The organism is Hymenobacter siberiensis (assembly GCF_018967845.1).
In the GTDB taxonomy this organism is placed as follows: Bacteria; Bacteroidota; Bacteroidia; order Cytophagales; family Hymenobacteraceae; genus Hymenobacter; species Hymenobacter siberiensis.
This window is the reverse complement of sequence record NZ_JAHLZZ010000001.1, coordinates 1103837-1123538: the sequence shown is the minus strand read 5'-3', so window position 1 is coordinate 1123538 and position 19702 is coordinate 1103837. Positions and strand designations below refer to the sequence as shown.

The following is a 19702-nucleotide window of genomic DNA, read 5'->3' as shown; positions in this document are numbered from 1 at the left end:
GTTGAATTTTGAGGGTTAAATATTGAATGAGTTTTCGTCGCAGGGCGGAGAGCTCAGGCAACATTCAACCCTTTTCTTTTTCGCTTCGCTTACTCTCCGATTTCAACTCTGGGAATTCAACCCTCAACATTCAAAACTCAACCCTCCTAAGATAATGCGTAACAAAGGATTAATCATCGCGCTCACACTCGTCGTCACGGCGTTGTGCGCGTACTTCCTGTTCTTCACCTACATCTCGCGTGGGGTGCAGCAGAAGGCCGTGGCCTACGCCACCCACGACGGCAAACTCGACGAAGGCCAGCGCCAGCACTACCTCGACTCGGTGTGGCGGGCACCCGTATTCGGCCCCTTCACCTACCGCGAGGTGCGCCAGAGCGAGCTCGGCCTCGGCCTTGACCTGAAAGGCGGCATGCACGTAACGCTGGAAGTTTCGCCGGTGGAAATTGTGCGCGCCATGAGTGGCAACAGCAAGGACCCCGCCTTCAACAAAGCGTTGGAGCAGGCACAGCAAGCCCAGAAAACCAACTCGGGCACGCCCTTCACGGCGCTGTTTGCCCAGGCTTACCAGCAGAACGCACCCGGCCAGCCGCTGGCCCGCATTTTTGCCAACACCACCAACAAGAGCCGCAACATCGACATCAACTCCTCGAACGAGAAGGTGATTGGCGCGATTGATAAGGAAGTAGAAGAAGCCATCGACCGTTCGTTCAACATCCTGCGTACCCGCGTCGATAAGTTCGGCGTGAATCAGCCCACCATTCAGCGGGTGAAAGGCACTGGCCGCCTGCAAATCGAGCTGCCCGGCGTAGACAACCCCGACCGTGTACGCAAACTGCTGCAAGGCCAGGCCAAGCTGGAGTTCTGGGAAGTATGGAACCAAAACGAAGTAGGCCCCTACCTGGTAGCCCTCGACAAGCAGCTGCAAGCCCGGGACGCCGCTGCCAAAGCCGGCCCCGCCACCGCCACGGCTTTCGCCGACACCACGGCTACCGCCACCGCCGGCGACTCGACCTCACTGGCCGCCCAGCTCGCCAAGAAATCCGGCAAAACAGCCGCTGATTCGTCGACCACCGCCAATAAGGCCGGGGCGCTGGCCAAGCTCTTCACCATGCCCGGCCGCCTGGGCGTGAATCTGCGCGATACCTCGGCCATGAACACCATCCTGCGTTCGCCCGAAGCCAAGGCTACCCTGCCCCCCACCCTGGCCCTGCTCTGGAGCCTGAAGCCCACCACCATCGACAAGCAGGAGTACCTGGAGCTGATTCCGGTGCGCAAAACCCGCGATGGCGTGCCTCCCCTGGGTGGCGAGGTAGTGAGCGATGCCCGCTCCGACATCGGCCAGAACGGCCAGCCCGAAGTGCTGATGAGCATGACGCCCTCGGGCGCCCGTAAGTGGCAGAAGATGACCGCCGCCAATATCGGCAAGCAGGTAGCCATGGTGCTGGATGACTACGTGTGCTCGGCCCCCGTGGTGCAGAGCGAGATTTCGGGCGGCGGTACCAGCATCACCGGCAGCTTCACCATCGAAGATACCCAGGACCTTGCCAACCAGCTCAAGGCCGGTAAGCTGCCCGCCCCCACGCGCATCGTGGAAGAGGCCGTGGTAGGTCCGTCGCTCGGCAAGGAAGCCATCAACCAGGGCCTGTACTCGTCGCTGGCCGGCGTGGTGATTATCATGATTTTCATGGCCCTCTACTACGGCCGCGCCGGCGTGGTAGCCGACATCGCCCTGCTCTTCAACATCTTCCTGATTCTGGGCGTGCTGGCGCAGTTCGGCACGGCCCTCACCCTGCCCGGCATCGCCGGTCTGATTCTGGTGATGGGCACTTCGGTAGATGCCAACGTACTGATTTTTGAGCGGATTCGAGAGGAATTGGACCACGGCCTCGGCCTCACCGATGCCATCAACAAAGGCTACTCGCGGGCCTTCTCGGCCATCTTTGACTCGAACGTGACGACTATGCTGATTGCTGTGATTCTCGGCTTCTTCGGCACGGGTCCGGTGCAGAGCTTCGCCATCACGCTCGGCATTGGTGTGCTTACCTCGTTCCTGTCGGCCGTGTTCGTGTCGCGCCTCATCATCGAGTGGATGGTGAAGGGCAACGAGAACCACCCGATGACGTTCAGCACCTCGATTTCGCGCAACCTGTTCAAAAACCTGAATTTCGACATCGTGGGCAAGCGCAAAATTGCCTACACATTCTCGGCCGTATTCATTATCATCGGCTTCGGCCTGATGTACGTGCAGGGTGGCCCGAACCTGGGCGTGGACTTCAAAGGGGGCCGCGCCTACGTAGTCGACTTCAACAAAACGATGGTGGCTTCCGACGTGGCCGATAAAATCCGCCCCGCGTTCCAGGATGCCGGCCTCGAAGTGAAGCAGTACGGCTCGCCCGACCGCCTGCGCATCACCACCGGCTACCTGGCCGAGGATGAAAGCGCCGCCGCCGATGCCAAGGTAACGGCCGCCCTCAACCAGGGCCTGCAGCAGTACAGCGCCGATGCCCCGGCCATCAAGTCGACCTCGAAAGTGGGCGCGACCATTGCCGACGACATCAAGCGCACCTCGGTGCTCTCGCTGGGCCTCACGCTGCTGGGCATCTTCGTGTACGTACTGTTCCGCTTCGATAAGTGGCAGTACTCGATGGCAGCCGTAGTGGCCCTGTTCCACGATGCGCTGCTGGTTATCGCGGCCTTCCCGATTGCCCGCCTCTTCGGGGCGAACTACGAGATGGACCAGATTTTCGTGGCCGCCGTGCTCACGGTTATCGGCTTCTCGATGAACGACACGGTGGTGATTTACGACCGTATCCGCGAGTACCTGCGCGAAAACCCCAAGCTGACCTTCGCCCAGGTGGTGAACCCGGCCCTGAACTCGACCTTCTCGCGGACGATGATTACATTCACCACGGTATTCCTGGTGGTACTCGTGATGTACATCTTCGGTGGCGAAACGCTGCGCTCGTTCTCTTTCGCCATGATTATCGGCGTGATTTTCGGCACGTACTCGTCGCTGTTCATCGCCACCCCGATTATCCTCGACACCTACGGCAAGAAAGAGGAGCGTGAGCGCCTCGCCGCCGGTGAGGACGTGAGCAACCTCTCGGGCGACGCCCCCAAGCTGAGCACCACCACGGTTTAGTCTGAACCGCGGATTAAACGGATTCCTCGGATTTCGTGGCTGATTATTTCGATTGACCCTATTGAGAAAAGGCTGCCTTCGGGCAGCCTTTTTTTGTGCCTGCCGGACACGCGGTTGAGCCGTTTCATTAGCCGCAAAGCAGCGACACCTTGGTAGTCGACATGTTGTTGGCGGATGTTAAGCCGCAAAGTAGCGGCACCACTGTCGTGGGCGAGTGCCGCCGCTTTGCGGCTCTGCGCTGTTTTCAGCTTACTACTACCAACGTATCGCCGCTTTGCGGCTGATGAGGTGGGCCAGCCGTGTGTTTGTTCGCCACGGTCGATACAAACGAAAAAGCCCCGGCGACCTTGCGGACGTCGGGGCTTTTTCTGGCTGATATTGAGCCGGATAACGCAGATTACACCGTAATGCCTTCGGCTACTACGCTTTGCACTTCGGGCACCATGCGCTTGAGCAGGTTCTCAATGCCGGATTTCAGGGTGACGGTGGCCGAGGGGCAGCCGGAGCACGAGCCTTGCAGGTTCACAGTCACGATGCCTTCGTGGTAGCTTTTGAAGGTGATGTTGCCACCGTCCTGCTCCACGGCGGGGCGCACGTAGTTATCGAGCAGGTCGATGACTTTCTGGGCAATCTGACCGTCCTGCTGGGTGGGGTCGCCAGCAACGGCGGCCTGAGCTGCTTTCTGCTCGGCGGCGGGGTCGACGAGGAAAATGGGGCCGCCGGCCTCCACGTAGCTTTTCAGGAACTGGCGCAGCTCGGGAATGAGCTGGGTCCAGGCCAGCTCGGGCTGGGATTTGGTGACGGTGACGAAGTTCTGGGCGATGAACACGCGGCCCACGTAGTCGAAGCCAAACAGCTCCTGCGCCAGCGGCGAGTTGGTGGCGGCTTCGAGATTGGGGTAATCCACGCTCACGCCATCCACCAGCAGGTTTTGGTTGAGGACGAACTTCATGCTCTCCGGGTTGGGAGAGGCTTCGGCATAAATGGAAACAGCAGACATGGTTTCGGGGCTTAAAATCAGGGGAAAGCGCCGCCGTGGCGGCAGCTGCAAAGTTACAACCACAACGGGGTGACGGAGGTTGCAAATGTACGTACACGATTTTAGGCACCGTGGACGCTGCGAGTCCGCGCATGGAAGAGGACGTTTAACTATCGCCCACTCGCGGACTCGCAGCGTCCACGTTACAGCCGGTTGGCCCGCGCCCGCAGCAGCAAATCGGCCAGCACCAGCTGGGTCATGGCTTCCACAATGGGCACGGCACGGGGCAGCACGCAGGGGTCGTGGCGGCCCCGGCCCACCAGCGTAACAGCCTCGCCCTTATCATTGATGGTTTGCTGGGGCTGGAGCAGCGTGGCCACGGGCTTAAACGCCACACGGAAATAAATATCCTGGCCGTTGGAAATGCCGCCCTGGCTGCCGCCGCTGTGGTTGGTGCGGGTGCGCACGGCCCCTAGGGCGTCGGTGTAAAACTCGTCGTTGTGCTCGGAGCCCGGCAGCTTGGTGCCCTCGAAACCCGAGCCGAACTCGAAACCCTTCACGGCATTGATGCTGAGCATGGCCTGGCCCAACAGGGCGGGCAGCTTGTCAAATACCGGCTCGCCGAGGCCGGCGGGAACGTGGCGCGCCACGCCCGTAATCACGCCGCCCACGGTGTCGTGCGCGGCCTGTGCAGCCCGGATACGAGCTTCCATGAGAACGGCCGTTTCGGGGTGCGGGCAGCGCACCAGGTTGCTGTCGATAAGGCTTAAATCGAGCAGCTCGTAGCCCACGGGCACTTCTACCTCGCCCACGGCCGAAACGTAAGCTACGGTATCGATGCCGAAATGGGCCAGCAGGCGGGCGGCTACCGCGCCGGCGGCCACGCGGGCGGCCGTTTCGCGGGCCGAGCTGCGGCCTCCGCCGCGATAGTCGCGGCGGCCGTACTTGGCGTCGTAAGTGTAGTCGGCATGGCTGGCGCGGTAGGCGTGCGCAATGTGCGAGTAGTCGTCGGAGCGCTGGTCGGCGTTGGGAATGAACAGGCTGATGGGCGTGCCGGTGGTCACGCCCTCGAACAGGCCCGACTGAATATGCACTGTATCAGCCTCCTTGCGCGGCGTGGTGAGGTCGGACTGGCCGGGCCGTCGCCGGTCGAGCGCGGCCTGAATATGGGTGGCATCGACGGCCACGCCCGCCGGGCAGCCATCGATGATGACGCCGATGCCCGCCCCGTGCGACTCGCCAAATGTGGTGATGCGAAAGAGGGAGCCGAAAGTATTGGACATTTTTTGGGTGCTTGGTTTTTGGTGCTTAGTACTTGGTGCCTGTCATCCTGAGCTTGCTAACCGAAGGTCGGCGTAGCCAAGGACCTAATCAGGCCGGAACAGCTTGCCGCATACTCAAACAGCGAAGCGGTGATAAGGTCATTCGCGAGCTCAGGATGACAGGCGGACAGCCACAAGTCCTCGCAAAACTACGCCCGCCGCCCCGCCCGCCACCAGCCGAAGGCGGCCACGCCCGCCAGCCCGATGAGCAGCCAGTCGGCGTAGCGGCGCACGTCGCGGTACACGTCCAGCGACTGCATGGTGGTATCGGCCCCGGCCAGTGCCGGGCCATAGAAAGGGTCGTCCTCGGGCCGGGCCAGGGGCTCGACGGTGGCTACCACGCCCTGTACCAACGGCCGCAGGCCGGGGCGCAACACCTCGTAGCGCGCCACAGCGGGGTTGAATACGACCAACTGCAACAGACTATCGAGGGGCAGCACACCGGGCCGCCGGGCTACCAGCCGGTACCGAAACAGCTTGCGGCCGCCGCCCGGCGCGGGCTCCTCGCGCACGTCGGGGCCGTACACGTCCAGGCCCGGCCAGGGTGCCACCACCGGGGCCAGCACCGCCGACAAATTACCCGGCCCCGCCACGCCAAAGGTGTAAGTGAATGACTCGCCCACCCGGAACTTCGTCCGGCTGATAGCCTCCTGGAGCGTGAAGCGGCCAACGGCCAACGGGCCGCCCGGGGCCGCCAAGGGCAGCGGCTGCACGGCCACTACTATGCCGGGCGAAGTATAGGTTTTGTAGCCCGCCAGGCGGTTGTCCTGGCCGGGCTCTGGCTTTTTCAGAAGCTTGAACTTCACCATCGTCAGGGCCAGGGCCGGGAAGCGCAGGGGCTGGTCTGTGAGGGGATAATACAGGTTTTCGGCCAGCCGGAAGCGCAGGTATTTCTGGCCCAGGTGGCGCACGGTATCGGGGGTCACGCTGGGTTCGGGGCCGGGCTCCTGCCAGGCGGTGGGCTGGTGCAGCTCGTGGAGCAGGGGCGGCAGCTGGTCGTTAAAATCGTGGAAAGCCAGCAGGGCCTGGTCTTCGGGCTTGAGGTAGAAATACAGCCCCACGCGCACGCCCTCGCCCACAAACACGCGCGGCCGGTCGGCCACCACGGCCAGGAAGGCATGGTCGGCCCGCTCTTCGTAGAGCACCGGCTTGGGCTTGCCAAACATCTTGTCCAGGTCGGCCACGGCTTGCAGCGGCGCGCTGGGGTTAGCAGGCTTGGTGATGGCGCCGGGGTTGGGCGGAGCGGCCGGCACCACGCGCACAGTGGCCCCTTTGCTACGCAACACCACCCCATTCACCGTGAGTTGGAAGGGCTTGATAATGATTTCGCCCTCGCCGTAGGGCACGTAGCGCTGGGTAATGGTGAGGTCGGAAAACCGCCGGCCCTGCACAATGCGCGTGGTGGTGGTGCTGGTTTTGCCGCTTTTCTTGAAACTCTCCAGCTCCGGAAACTCTGAGTATTTGTCGAGCGCACCGCCGCGCAGCCGGAAAGCCAGCGTGAACACCCCCGTGACGGGCAGCGTGGCTGGCCCAGGTAATAGCTCTACATCGGCCGGCAGGGTGGCCGGGGGCCGAGGCTGGGCGGCCGGCGGGGCCGGACTCAGTTTGGGCGGGGCCTGGCCCGGTCCGGCCAGTAGTAGCCCCGGCAGCAGCCCCAATGCCCAAAAAAGTCCTCCCATAGTCACTAGCGCATTATCACCCCCTAAAAGTAGCGGAAAGCGCCGAATTCAGCCATTCCGACCAAAATCATACTCGGCATTTGTAAGCTAATCCCGGCCTCACTGCAAAAAATGCGGGCCAAATCAATCCTTTACCCCGGCAATTGCCGTATCTGGTCACAAATCACCTCACGGTAGCGGTTTTCTTCTCGCAGACGGGCTTTTGGCACCGTCCGGGATTGTATTGCCCTCTCCGCTGGTTTCAATTTTCACCCAATTAATCCACGCTCATGTCTGACAACCTCCAGCCCCGCGGCTCCGACGACACTTCGTTCGCTCAGCCGCTATACACTCCCATCAAGCGGCGTTCGTTCTTCATGTATGCCGGTGCTACGGCCGGGGCTTCGGCCTTGGTGCTGGCCGGCTGCTCGAAAGACAGCAACAATGCCACTCCTTCGTTGCCCGCCGGCAACAGCGTTACTTCCAGCGGTGCCATCAGCCTGGGTTCGGGCGATGTGGGCGTACTGAACTTCGCTTATGCCCTGGAGCAGCTCGAAGCCGACTTTTACAGCAAAGTGGCCGCTTTGCCCCAGGGCATCCTCACGGGCAGCGAGTATGCCTACTTCCAAGAAGTAGCTAAGCACGAAGCCATTCACCGCGATTTCTTTAAGGCGGCGCTGACCCGTGACGCCAGCGGCCAGGTTCTGCGTGGCCTCACGCCGAAGTACCCGGCTGCTACATTCACGGACCGCACCAATATCCTAGCTACGGCCAAAGCATTCGAAGACCTTGGCGTAGCTGCTTATAACGGCGCCGGCAAGCTCATCAAAACCCCCGCTTACCTGGTTATTGCCGGACAAATTGTATCGGTAGAAGCCCGCCACGCGGCTTATATCCGCGAGTTGGTTACGCCGGGCTCATTTGCTGCCGACGACATCGTAAATGCTACTTCCGGCCTCGACGACCAGAAGTCGCCCACGGATGTCATCGTCATCGCCCAAAACTTCATCACGGAGAAGCTGGACGCTAGCACGGTTGGCAAATAATCCCCCTTCCCTTCACTTGTAATCAATTTTTGTTATGGATTTCTTCAAAATAATTGACCAGCTTTCGGAAGTGGATGCTGACGTACTGGGCCGCTTTAACTCGCGCCGCGCTGTATTCGGTTCGCTGGGCACTGCTGCCAAGCGTTCGGCTCTGGCCGCTACGCCGCTGTTCCTGGGTGCCTTGTTCCAGAAGGCTTACGCTGGCACTGCTGCCACCGGCGTTGAGGTGCTGCAATATGCCCTGGCCCTGGAATTGTTCGAGCAGGACTTCTACGCTAAGGTGAAGGCTTCGTCGCCTTACGCCAACGCTTCGGCCGCTGATAAGGCTGCCATCGACCAAATCAAAAAGCACGAAGACTCGCACGTTACCCTGCTGCGCGGCGCTATCAGCGGCCTCGGTGCTACTCCGGTCACGGGCGTTACGTTTAAGGCGGCGGTATTCGCGGGTCTCACCACCTTCAAGAGCGGTGCGGCTGCTACCACTCAGCTCGGCATTGCCCAGCTGCTGGAAGACACTGGCGTGCGTGCCTACAAAGGCCGCGCCGGTGAACTACTCGGCACCGACCTGCTCACCGTGGCGCTGCAAATCCACTCGGTGGAAGCCCGCCATGCCGCCAAAATCCGCGACATGCGTGGCCAGCGCGCCTGGGTGAACCCCGCCGACGACCTGGCCGCCCACCCCGTGTACACCAGCGGCGTGACGGCCGGCTCGACCCCGGCAGCCTTTGGCCTTGTAGTGCCAGCGTACACGGCGGCCAGCCCAGTTGAGAACAATACGACCCAATCGGGTGTCGACATCAAAGCTGGTCTGGGGGCTACGTACACTGCCAGCGATGCTGCAGCGGCCTTCGACGAGTACCTGCAGGTTGCCGAAGTGCTCGATAACTCGCGCGCTGGTGGCCTGATTGGTGCCTAACCAACGAAGGCTTCTTTATTGAAGCAACGAATTCCAACAAAGCCGGCTCCGCTCACGCGGGGCCGGCTTTGCGATTTATACAGCCCGCCGGAGTCGGGGTTTCGTTTCCGGGCTGTACAACGAGTTAGCTTTGTATCGGCATCCCCTTACAGAATCCTTTTCGGTATTCGGAGGTAGTGGGCTGGTGGCGGCTTTCATACTGGTTCGCACCGGACCGCCGGCTTTCGTAGCTGCCCTTTCTTTTGCTCATCAAACGCTATTTTTTTATGTCCGATACGCTTCGGCCAACTGACCCTCAAAGCCCGCAGCCGGGGCAGCCCCTGCTGGCGCGCATCAAGCGCCGGTCCTTCTTCATGTACGCCGGCGCTACGGCCGGGGCCACGGCGCTGGTTTTGGCTGGCTGTTCGAAGGACAATACCACGCCCACCAGCACCACCACGGGCAACGTCAGCTTCGGCACCGGCGATGCCAGCGTGCTCAACTACGCCTATGCCCTGGAGCAGCTCGAAGCCGCCTTCTACGCCAAGGTGGCCGCCCTCACGGCCTCGCCCCTGCTGGCGGCCGAGGTGCCGTATTTCGCCAAATTAGCCACCCACGAGGCCATTCACCGCGACTTTCTGCGCACGGCCATCAACCGTGACTTCAACGGCACTATCATCCCCGACCTCACCCCAAAATTCGACAGCATTGATTTCACCAAGCGCGTGAAAGCGGCTGCCGATACCAAGCTGGGCATTCTCGATGCCGCCAAGGCCTTCGAGGACCTGGGCGTGGCTGCCTACAACGGCGCGGCCAAGCTGTTCAAAAGCGCAGTGTACCTGGGCATTGCGGGCCAGATTGTGTCGGTTGAGGCGCGGCACGCGGCTTATGTCCGCGACCTGATTCTGCCCGGCTCCTTTGCCACCAACGAAGCGGGCGATACGCTCGGCTTCGACCGCCAGATGACGCCCACCGCCGTGCTCGCCGTTGCGCAGACCTACGTGGAGCAAACGCTCAACGGCAGCACCATCGGCCAGTAATCTTCTTCTTCCGACTTCTCCTTTGCCATGAATTTCTTCAACATCATCGACCTACTGGCGGAAGCTGACCCCGACGTACTGGACCGTTTCAGCTCGCGCCGCGCCGTATTCAACTCGCTGGGCACCGTGGCCCAGCGTACGGCCCTGGCCACATCGCCGCTTTTCCTGGGCGCGCTGTTTCAGAAGGCCTACGCCGGCACGGCCTCCCTGCCCACCGACATCCTGAACTACGCCCTGACGCTGGAGCTCCTCGAAGCCGACTTTTACCGCCAGTTTCTCGCCGCCGGCCAGATTCCGGCCGGTGCCGCCTTCGATGCCATCACCGTCATCAAAACCCACGAGGACGTGCACGTTGCCTACCTGCGTACCGCCATCATCGCGGCCGGGGGCACGCCGGTAGCGGGCTCGGCCACCACGGGCATCCGCTTCAACCCCAGCCTGCTGCCCGCCACCTACGCCGACCAGCTGAAATACGCCCAGGTGCTGGAAGACACCGGCGTGCGCGCCTACAAAGGCCGCGCCGCCGAGCTGATTGGCACCGATTTCCTCACGCCGGTGCTGCAAATTCACTCCATCGAAGCCCGGCACGCGGCGCACATTCGCACCATGCGCGGCCAGCAGCCCTGGGTGAGCCTCGGCGACGACCTGGCCACCGATGCCCGGTTCCAAGCTGCTTACACCAGCGGCGTGGCCAGCAGCACGAAGACGGCCATCGCCCTGGGCGGCACTACCTACGGCATTCCGGCCTACAACCCGGCCCGGCCCAGCCCAGCCGAGAGCAACCAGCAGCAGGGAGCCGCCGGCACCAAGCTCGCCGTGCTCATTACCACGGGTATCGGCAGCACCACCTACCTGGCGGATGACGCCGCCGCCGCCTTCGACGAGCCCCTGCAGGCCGCCGAGGTGCTGGATAGCTCCCGTGCCGGGGGCCTGCTGGCGTAGGTACCGTTGCCGCTTAGCCGTTGTCATTCCGACGCAGAAGGAATCTGAGGCAAGCTTTTGCTGGCTTTATCCAGATTCCTCCTGCGTCGGAATGACAACGGCGGAGCAGCACTTTTTCAGCCGCCGGCCGGCTGTGCCCCTCCGCAGGGCGGGCTTTGTTTTTTAGGGCTTTGCAACCAATGGATGGGTAGCGAGTACCTTTGTAATGGCTGGAACCCGGCTTCTCGGGTTAGCGGGCTGGCTTGAATACTTTACCAATGTCTGACCACACTTTTTTGCCCGCCTGGCGGGAGCAGTCGCTGGGGCGACGCGTGTTTCTACGGGTTTCGGCGGCTTCGGCAGCCTCAGTGGCCCTGATTGCGGCGGGTTGCACCACCACCACCGTTACTCCCACCCCCGCCGACCCCTACCAGCTGGCGCTGCCAACCGGCGACCCGGGCCTGCTGTACTACGCCTACCTGATGGCCCTGGCCCAGACCACCCTCTACCAGAAGGTGATGGATGCCCCGCCCATCGACCTGACCGCCGCCGAGCGCGCCGTTTTTGTCGACCTGCGCGACCATAAAGTGGTGCACCAGCAAACCATCCGCTACCTCATCGACCCCACGGGCATCAATCAACTGCTGCCCACCGATTTTACATTCAGCCTCAGCAAGTTCACGCTGACCACCCGCGCCGGCGTACTGGCTGCCGCCCAGCAGCTGGCCGACCTGGCCGCCGCGGCCTACCCCGTGCTGCTGCCTTTGTTCACCAGCAGCAGCATTCCGAAGCGCACGCTGCTCCTCAAAATGTCATCGGTGCAGGCCCGCCACGCGGCGGCCGTGCGCGACCTGCTCACGCCCGGCTCGTTTGCCAACAGCGACGTGGTGGACAGCGCCGGCCAGCTGCTCACCAAAACCCCTACCGAAGTGACGGCGGCCCTGGCCCCCTACTTCGCTCCTTACGTTATTTCCGTGGCCGGCCTGGCTGTTCCTGTATGAAGCTGATTTCCCTTCTCGACCAACTGGCGGCCGCACCAGCCACTGCCGCGCCGGCCCCCCGCCGCGCCCTGCTGGCCCAGCTGGGCCGCGCCGCCGTGGCGGCACTGCCGCTGAGTGCCGCAGCCCTGCCCGCCGCCGCCGCGCCTACGGATACGTCGTACGATGCCGTAACGCAGCTGCTCTTGCTCGAGCGTACTCAGGTGGCGCTTTATACCCAGGGCCTGGCCGCTACCGGCCTAATTCCTACGGCCCAAACCGCCGATTTCCAGCGCCTGCTGGCCCACCAGACCCAGCACGCCGCCCTGCTGCTGAAAGCCCTCCAGGATGCCGGAGCAATTGTGCCGGCCCTGCCCCGGTTCGATTTCAGCGGCCGGCATAATGTAGCCACCAACCCGGAGTTGTTCCCGGCCGTGCTCACCAGCTACGATGCCTTCCTGGCCCTGGCCCAGCAGCTGGAAGACCTGGGTGTGCGCATCTACAAAACCTACATCTTCACCATCGCCGACCCGCAGCTACTCCGAGCCGCCCTGCGCATTCACGCCGTTGAGGCCGAGCATTCGGCCCACATTCGGGGGCTGCGCAAGGGCCGGGGCGCGGTAGTGCAGTACTGGCCCAGCGAGGAAGATGCCACCATTGTGCGACCCACTGCCGCGCAGGGCCTGACCACTGCCGCCACCGGCGGCGAGGAAACCGGCGTCCAGTACGTGACGCCGGGGGTGCCAGTGCCGTTCGCTTCGTTCCTACTCATCAGGGCCAATACGGCTATTCACGACCCCGCTCTGGCTGAGGCTTTTGATGAGCCCGTAAGCAGCACAGTAGCCCAGACCGCACTTAATCTGTTCGTCTGAGCCGGAGTTGTAAGATTTTGGCTTTTTATTCGAAAAGAGTGGCCCTGGCTGCTCTTTTTGCGTATCGGGGCAGCTGATATACCTCTTCAGGCACTTCAGGTATTATGAAAATACCAGTTATATATAGTAACTTTAATATCAGATAGCCCGGCTCACTAATATAACCGGAAGCGTATCTGCTCAGTATTCCGTCGTCCTTTTTCCTTCCGCTATGCTAGACTACATGAAAATGATTCTGATGAAAGTCAGCTTCAACAAGACCCTGTTTGAGAAAGAGTTGCGCAAGGCGCTCAATGTAATTCCCACCATTGAGGTACCTGATTTCCGTACCTGGTGCTACCAGCAATTTGCCCGCCTCTACCGGCGGGTGCTGAAGCGGGTGTTTGGCGAGCTTAGCTTGGGCGTGTAACACTGTGCGGTAAGCTTTAACTTGCCGTTAGTTAGTTGTTCGTTGATTCGGCAAGCGAAAGCTTACCGCACATCTGTTACAAACCTGATGTTCCGTTTCAGGCCTTCGTAGCCCGTGCGTTTCACGGCCGACTGCCGGAACAGCTCCGTGAATAATTCGTGGGTGATTTCGCGCCAGTCGCCGGGCGTCAGGTCTTTCAGGCCCGGCGCGGGGTTGAACTGGGGCTCATTGTGCGGCTTCGAGAAGCGGTTCCACGGGCACACGTCCTGGCAGATGTCGCAACCGAACACCCAGTTGCCGAATTGCCCGGCTACTTCGGTCGGAATCTGGTCCTTGAGCTCGATGGTGAAGTAGCTGATGCACTTGCTGCCGTCCACCACGTAGGGCTCGGTGATGGCCTGCGTGGGGCAGGCATCCACGCACTTGGTGCAGGTGCCGCAGTAGTCCCGGATGGGGCCATCGGCGGGCAGCTCCACGTCCACAATCAACTCGGCGATGAAGTAGAACGAGCCGTGGCCAGGCGTTATTAGGTTCGCGTTTTTACCTACCCAGCCGAGGCCCGATTTCTTGGCCCATGCCTTATCCAGCACCGGCGCGGAATCGACGAAGCAACGCCCGCCAATCTGGCCAATCTCGGCTTCCATATCGGCCAGCAGCGTTTTCATCTTGTCTTTAATGACGAAGTGATAGTCGCGGCCGTAGGCGTATTTACTGATTTTGAGGGTGTCGTCGGGCTGCTGGGTTTCGGGTGCGGGGTAGTAGTTGAGCAGCAGCGAAATCACCGATTTAGCGCCATCCACCAGCAGGCGCGGGTCGAGGCGCTTGTCGAAATGGTTTTCCATGTAGCCCATCTTGCCGTTCATGCGGCGCGTGAGCCAGGTTTCGAGGCGCGGAGCTTCTTCTTCCAGGAATTCGGCTTTTGAAATGCCGCAGGCCATGAAGCCGAGCTCTGCCGCGCGGCGCTTGATAAACGGGGCCCATTGGGACTGGGGGAGCATGGGCAACGGGGCTAAAGGGCCTGCAAAGAAACAGAAAACGCACAGCTGGAGGCGGCGCGTTCCTTATTTTGGATGATGTAGAGACGCGACACTTCGCGTCTTGTCGTTGCTGATGTTGTTTGTACGAACGATACAATCCCGGTCGTTCAACGCCGAGACGCGAAGTGTCGCGTCTCTACCTCGTTCTGTCAGCTCGTTATCTCATCAAACAGACTGGTGCCGTTGTTGCCGCGCAGGTGATTTGGCAGCAAGCGGCCCAGGTGCTGGTATGCGGCCTCCGTGGCCTCCCGGCCCCGCGAAGTGCGCTTGATGTAGCCTTCCTGAATCAGGAACGGCTCGTACACTTCCTCGATGGTTTCGCCTTCCTCACCGCACGCGGTAGCGATGGTGCTGATGCCCACCGGGCCACCCTTGAACTTGTCGATGATGGTGGTCAGGATGCGCTTGTCCATGTCGTCGAGGCCGCGGGCGTCTACGTCGAGGGCATTGAGGGCGAACTGCGCGATTTCGACCGTGATGGTGCCGTCGCCCTTGATTTGGGCGAAGTCGCGGGTGCGGCGCAGCAGGTTGTTGGCAATGCGGGGTGTGCCGCGCGAGCGCCGGGCAATTTCAAACGCGGCGTCGTCGTGAATGGGCGTACCAAGAATCTCGGCCGAACGCAGCACAATGGTGGTCAGCAGCTTGGAGTCATAGTATTCCAGGCGGGCCGAGATACCGAAGCGGGCCCGCAGCGGGGCCGTGAGCATACCCGAGCGCGTGGTAGCGCCCACCAAGGTGAATGGCGAGAGCGAAATCTGCACCGAGCGGGCGTTGGGGCCCGAATCGAGCATGATGTCGATGCGGTAGTCCTCCATCGCCGAGTATAGGTACTCTTCCACCACAGGGTTCAGGCGGTGAATCTCGTCGATGAACAGCACATCGTGCGGCTCCAGATTGGTGAGCAGGCCGGCCAGGTCGGAGGGCTTATCCAGCACCGGGCCGCTGGTCATCTTGATGCCCGAGCCCAACTCATTGGCAATGATGTGGGAGAGGGTGGTTTTGCCCAGGCCAGGGGGGCCGTGCAGCAGGACGTGGTCGAGGGCATCGCCGCGCAGCTTGGCGGCGGCCACGAAGACTTTCAGATTCTCCAGAATCTTCTCCTGACCCGTGAAATCATCGAAACTGAGCGGCCGCAGGGCCTTGTCAATGTCCTTATCGGTGGCATCGAAGTGCTCGTTGTCGCCGGTGAGATAGGCTTCGCGCATAGTGATATTACTAAAATGATTGGTCGCTTGTTACTAAGCTAATGAGTAACTTATTTGAGTGTAAAAAAGCTCCTTTGGCAAAGAATAAATAACGTCATGCCGAGCGCAGCCGAGGCATATCGCGTGGGGCAGTAACTCAAGCGATTGGTTTACTTGAGCACGCGAGATGCCTCGACTGCGCTCGGCATGACGGTCTTTTTTGGTTACACGAAATGCCTTAAGCTACTCGTGCAGCAGCACTTCAATATCAAGGTGCAGCCAGTCGGTTTCCCAGGATTTGTGATTGAGGCGGGCCGAAAGGTGCTTACCGGCATCGAGCAAGCGCGCCACGGTTTCGTTGCGGCCCTCGGGCAGGTAGCCGAGCCACACGTTGGCCGGGTCGGTGGCGGGGGCAGTGTGCACCTGCACGGCCCAGTCGTCGTAGTGGCTATCGGCCTCGCGGGTGAGCAGCAGGGCCTGACCGACCTCTAGCTCGGGCTCGTATTTCTCCAGATTGGGGCGGTGCGAGGTGCCGGCCACGAGGCATTCGAGCAGCACGAGGGGTTCGGTAGCGGGTACGATTTTCATCATAGGGCCAAATTACGGCATGGGCAGCGGTATTGGGCACTGGCGCGAGTTACGCTGCGCGAAACTCGCGCCGATAATGTTGGGAGGCTGCGCCTTCCCTGCCGCGCCAGCGGCAATCCGGGGCCGAACCGGCCGCGCCGTTCTACCGGGCCGTTCCATGGGAGGCACAGCCTCCCCCGAATGGTCGGCACGAGTTACGCTACGCTAAACTCGCGCCAGCATGGGCGGCTTTATTAAGAAGCTGTTTAGAAAGAATACTGGAAACGACGTACTACTTGACCAGTAACTAATGTTTATGCCAGAAAAAACGGCCGCCTCATTGCTGGGGCGGCCATTTTGCGTTTTGCTGGGCACAAGCGAAAGCATGCGCTACGAGACAGGCTTACTTAAACGCCTGAATACCCGTAATATCCGCGCCCGTAATCAGCAAGTGAATGTCGTGGGTGCCCTCATAGGTCACCACCGATTCCAGGTTCATCATGTGGCGCATGATGGGGTATTCGCCGGTGATGCCCATGCCGCCGTGAATCTGGCGGGCTTCGCGGGCCACGTGCAGGGCCATTTCGACGCTGTTGCGTTTGGCCATGCTGATTTGGGAGCTGGTGGCTTTGCCTTCGTTTTTGAGCACGCCCAAGCGCCAGGCCATAAGCTGGGCTTTGGTAATTTCGGTAATCATTTCGGCCAGTTTCTTCTGCTGGAGCTGGAAGCCGCCGATGGGCTGGCCGAACTGCTCGCGCTGGAGCGAGTATTTCAGGGCCGACTCGTAGCAGTCGATGGCCGCGCCGATGGCACCCCAGGCAATGCCGAAGCGGGCCGAATCGAGGCAGGAGAGCGGGCCTTTCAGGCCGTCGATGTTGGGCAGAATATTCTCTTTAGGGATTTTCACGTCCTCAAACACCAGCTCGCCGGTAGTGCTGGCGCGCAGGCTCCACTTGTTGTGGATTTCGGGCGTGCTGAAGCCTTCCATGCCGCGCTCCACGATGACGCCTTTGATGCGGCCCTGCTCATTTTTGGCCCAGACAACGGCCACCTGGCACTCGGGCGAGTTCGAAATCCACATCTTGGCGCCGTTCAGCAGGTAATGGTCGCCCATGTCCTTGATGTTGGTGGTCATGCCGCCGGGGTTTGAGCCGTGGTCGGGCTCGGTGAGGCCGAAGCAGCCCAGCCACTCGCCGCTGGCGAGCTTGGGCAGGTACTTGTGGCGCTGTTCTTCCGAGCCGTAGGCGTAGATGGGGAACATCACCAGCGAGCCCTGCACCGAGGCCGTGGAGCGCATGCCAGAATCGCCGCGCTCGATTTCCTGCATGATGAGGCCGTAGCTGATGTAGTCCATGCCGCCGCCGCCGTATTCCTGCGGGATGGTGGGACCGAAGGCACCCACATCGCCAAACTTGCGCACGATTTCGCTCGGAAAATGCGCGTCCTGCGCCCATTTCTCGATGTTGGGGCTGATTTCCTTCTTCACGAAGTCGCGGATGGACTGGCGGATGAGCAGGTGCTCCTCGGTCAGCAGACCGTCGAGGTCGAAATAATCGGTGAAGCCGTTGGCGTTGGTGCTGCCTTTTTGGGCGGTGTGGGCTTTGGCTTCGGGGGAGAGAACGTCGGCTTCGGAGGACATGGGCGGAGATTGGGAGTTGGAGGCGGGAATTTTAGCAAAGATAACAGGCCGGCCGCTGGGCGGTAGCGCCTGGGAGTAAGTACTAAAGCCGAATAATCGGCCGTCGGTTCGGCCACGGCCGGCAATTTCCCGTTTCTTTACCTGAATCCCACCCACCCGGGTGAGCCGCCGCTTATTCCCAACCATATTATGACTCCAACACGCTACTTATGCCCACTCCCCTACCTGCCGTTCATCATAAAAAGCTGAATCAGCTGGAAGCCACGGCCATTTGCGGCAACGACATTTCGTCGTCGTGCCTCTACGTGTCGGCGCTTTCCATCGGCTTTGCCGGGCAATACGCCTGGATTGCGCTACTCATTGTGGCGGGCCTGCTGTACCTGTTCCGCAAGATTTACGGCGAGGTAGTGGGCGCCCTGCCCCTCAACGGCGGCGCCTACAACGTGCTGCTAAACACCACCAGCAAGAGTAATGCCGCCATTGCGGCCTGCCTCACCATCCTCTCCTACATGGCCACGGCGGTGCTGAGCGCGGGCGAGGGCATGAACTACCTGTACCTGATTGCCCCCATTCCGCACCTGCCGGTGCTGTGGGCCACGGCCGGGCTGCTGGTGTTTTTCCTGCTGCTCACGTCGGCGGGCATGTCGGAATCGGCCATCGTGGCGGTGGTCATTTTTATTGCCCACCTCATATCGCTCACGCTGCTGGTGCTGGCGGGCGGGTGGTTTGTGTGGCAGCACGGCCTCACCACGCTGCACCTCAACTATGCGCAGCCGGTGGTGGGCGGCAGCATCCTGGTGGCGCTATTCCTGGGGTTTAGCGCGGCCATGCTGGGCATTTCGGGCTTCGAAAGCTCGGCCAACTTCGTGGAGGAGCAGGCCCCCGGCGTGTTCCTCAAAACGCTGCGCAACATGTGGCTGGTGGTGAGCTTCTTCAACCCGGTGATTGCCCTGCTGGCGGTGGCCGTGGTGCCGCTGGCCACGGTGGGCGAGCACCAGGAAACCCTGCTTTCTTACCTGGGCCAGCAAACCGGCGGCCCCTGGCTGGCCACGGTTATATCCATCGATGCCGTGACGGTGCTTTCCGGGGCCGTGCTCACGAGCTTCGTGGGCGTGAGCGGCCTGATAAAGCGCATGGCGCTGGACCGCATCTGGCCGCAGTTTTTCCTCAAGGAAAACCGCCGGGGAGCCAACTACATCATCCTGACCATTTTTTTCGCGCTGTGCGTGTCCATTCTGGCCATTACGCAGGGCGAGCTCGAAACGCTGGCGGGCGTGTACACTATCTCGTTTTTGGCGGTGATGGCCTTTTTTGCCGTCGGCAACTTCCTGCTGAAGGTGAAGCGCGGCAAACTGCCGCGGCCGGTGTACGCGGGCGTGTTCAGCGTATTTCTGGCCCTAGTGGGCGTGCTGGCCGGCCTGTATGGCAACATTCAGAAGAATCCGGCCTACCTGGTGGTATTCCTGCAGTACTTCATTCCGTCGGCCCTCATCGTGTATGCCATGCTGGAGCGCATTGCCATTCTCAACCTGGTGCTGGCCGGGGCTACGTCGTTCTACGAGGGGTTCCGGCGGGCGGCCATCAGCAGCCAGGTCACCATCCGACGCCTGGTACATGACCTTAACAAACAAGAGTTTGTGTATTTCACGAAGGGCGATAACGTGGCCAACCTCAACAAGGTGATGACCTACGTGGAGGAAAATGAATTCACCAACCGCCTCAAAATCGTGATGCTGCTGAAACTCGACCAAGCCGTGCCCGAGGGCCTGCTCACCGACCTGAACGTGCTGGACCGCGCCTACCCCAACATTCACATGGAGTTTGTGACGCGCATCGGCACCTTCGGCCCGGAGCTGATTGACGAGCTGTCGCAAGAATGGAGCATCCCAAAAAACTTTATGTTCATCGGCTCGCCCGGCGACAAGTTCCCCTACCAGATTTCGGAGCTGGGCGGCGTGCGCCTCATCATCTGACCACGGATTTTTCGGATTTTGTGGACGACATTCTGAACAGC

16 protein-coding genes are annotated in these 19702 nt (G+C 61.2%); 9 read left to right on the top strand and 7 right to left on the bottom strand.

Annotation, left to right across the window (positions count from 1 at the left end; translation table 11 throughout):
- Nucleotides 1-154 precede the first annotated feature (154 nt).
- The gene (gene secDF / locus KQ661_RS04815; protein ID WP_216685803.1) at nt 155-3142 is read left to right on the top strand and encodes a protein translocase subunit SecDF; all 2988 of its coding nucleotides are present in this window, start codon (nt 155-157) and stop codon (nt 3140-3142) included.
- A gap of 397 nt (nt 3143-3539) precedes the next feature.
- On the opposite strand, the gene KQ661_RS04810 is transcribed toward secDF, so the two are convergent.
- From KQ661_RS04810 to KQ661_RS04800, 3 genes are all read right to left on the bottom strand, one after another.
- Entirely contained in the window at nt 3540-4142 is a 603-nt protein-coding gene (locus KQ661_RS04810; RefSeq protein WP_216679600.1) for a NifU family protein, read from the bottom strand.
- A gap of 182 nt (nt 4143-4324) precedes the next feature.
- Entirely contained in the window at nt 4325-5404 is a 1080-nt protein-coding gene (gene aroC / locus KQ661_RS04805; protein WP_216685802.1) for a chorismate synthase, read from the bottom strand.
- Nucleotides 5405-5592: 188 nt separating this feature from the next.
- Nucleotides 5593-7122: a BatD family protein gene (locus tag KQ661_RS04800; protein ID WP_216685801.1), complete on the bottom strand. Its 1530-nt coding sequence runs from the start codon at nt 7120-7122 to the stop codon at nt 5593-5595.
- Between the two features lie 269 nt (nt 7123-7391).
- On the opposite strand from KQ661_RS04800, the gene KQ661_RS04795 reads away from it, so the two are divergent.
- The 7 genes from KQ661_RS04795 to KQ661_RS04765 all read left to right on the top strand — a co-directional run bounded on the left by KQ661_RS04795 (nt 7392) and on the right by KQ661_RS04765 (nt 13261).
- On the top strand, nt 7392-8147 hold the full coding sequence (locus tag KQ661_RS04795; protein WP_216685800.1) for a ferritin-like domain-containing protein: 756 nt from the start codon (nt 7392-7394) through the stop codon (nt 8145-8147).
- A 34-nt stretch (nt 8148-8181) separates the two neighbouring features.
- Nucleotides 8182-9063, top strand: a complete 882-nt coding sequence (locus KQ661_RS04790; RefSeq protein ID WP_216679596.1) for a ferritin-like domain-containing protein — start codon at nt 8182-8184, stop codon at nt 9061-9063.
- Between the two features lie 266 nt (nt 9064-9329).
- Nucleotides 9330-10082 carry a ferritin-like domain-containing protein gene (locus KQ661_RS04785; RefSeq protein ID WP_216679595.1) on the top strand — a complete coding sequence of 251 codons (753 nt, stop codon included), beginning with the start codon at nt 9330-9332 and terminating at the stop codon, nt 10080-10082.
- Between the two features lie 27 nt (nt 10083-10109).
- Complete coding sequence (locus tag KQ661_RS04780; protein WP_216679594.1) at nt 10110-11024, top strand: ferritin-like domain-containing protein; 915 nt, start codon at nt 10110-10112, stop codon at nt 11022-11024.
- A 257-nt stretch (nt 11025-11281) separates the two neighbouring features.
- Entirely contained in the window at nt 11282-12004 is a 723-nt protein-coding gene (locus KQ661_RS04775) for a ferritin-like domain-containing protein (protein ID WP_216685799.1), read from the top strand.
- Nucleotides 12001-12852 (top strand): ferritin-like domain-containing protein, encoded by an 852-nt coding sequence (locus KQ661_RS04770; protein WP_216679592.1) that lies wholly within the window; start codon nt 12001-12003, stop codon nt 12850-12852. The genes KQ661_RS04775 and KQ661_RS04770 overlap by 4 nt, the downstream gene beginning before the upstream one ends.
- A 211-nt stretch (nt 12853-13063) precedes the next feature.
- Complete coding sequence (locus KQ661_RS04765; RefSeq protein ID WP_216685798.1) at nt 13064-13261, top strand: hypothetical protein; 198 nt, start codon at nt 13064-13066, stop codon at nt 13259-13261.
- Between the two features lie 62 nt (nt 13262-13323).
- Here the strand turns inward: KQ661_RS04765 and queG are convergent, their stop codons facing one another.
- The 4 genes from queG to KQ661_RS04745 form a co-directional block, all read right to left on the bottom strand.
- Nucleotides 13324-14259 carry a tRNA epoxyqueuosine(34) reductase QueG gene (gene queG, locus KQ661_RS04760; RefSeq protein ID WP_216685797.1) on the bottom strand — a complete coding sequence of 312 codons (936 nt, stop codon included), beginning with the start codon at nt 14257-14259 and terminating at the stop codon, nt 13324-13326.
- 188 nt (nt 14260-14447) lie between these two features.
- Nucleotides 14448-15503 (bottom strand): Holliday junction branch migration DNA helicase RuvB, encoded by a 1056-nt coding sequence (gene ruvB / locus KQ661_RS04755; RefSeq protein ID WP_216685796.1) that lies wholly within the window; start codon nt 15501-15503, stop codon nt 14448-14450.
- 222 nt (nt 15504-15725) lie between these two features.
- Nucleotides 15726-16073 (bottom strand): HIRAN domain-containing protein, encoded by a 348-nt coding sequence (locus KQ661_RS04750; RefSeq protein ID WP_216679588.1) that lies wholly within the window; start codon nt 16071-16073, stop codon nt 15726-15728.
- Between the two features lie 379 nt (nt 16074-16452).
- On the bottom strand, nt 16453-17688 hold the full coding sequence (locus KQ661_RS04745) for an acyl-CoA dehydrogenase family protein (RefSeq protein WP_226915716.1): 1236 nt from the start codon (nt 17686-17688) through the stop codon (nt 16453-16455).
- Nucleotides 17689-17897: 209 nt separating this feature from the next.
- Between KQ661_RS04745 and KQ661_RS04740 the strand changes: the two genes are divergently transcribed.
- The gene (locus KQ661_RS04740; RefSeq protein WP_216679587.1) at nt 17898-19661 is read left to right on the top strand and encodes an APC family permease; all 1764 of its coding nucleotides are present in this window, start codon (nt 17898-17900) and stop codon (nt 19659-19661) included.
- Nucleotides 19662-19702: the final 41 nt, after the last annotated feature.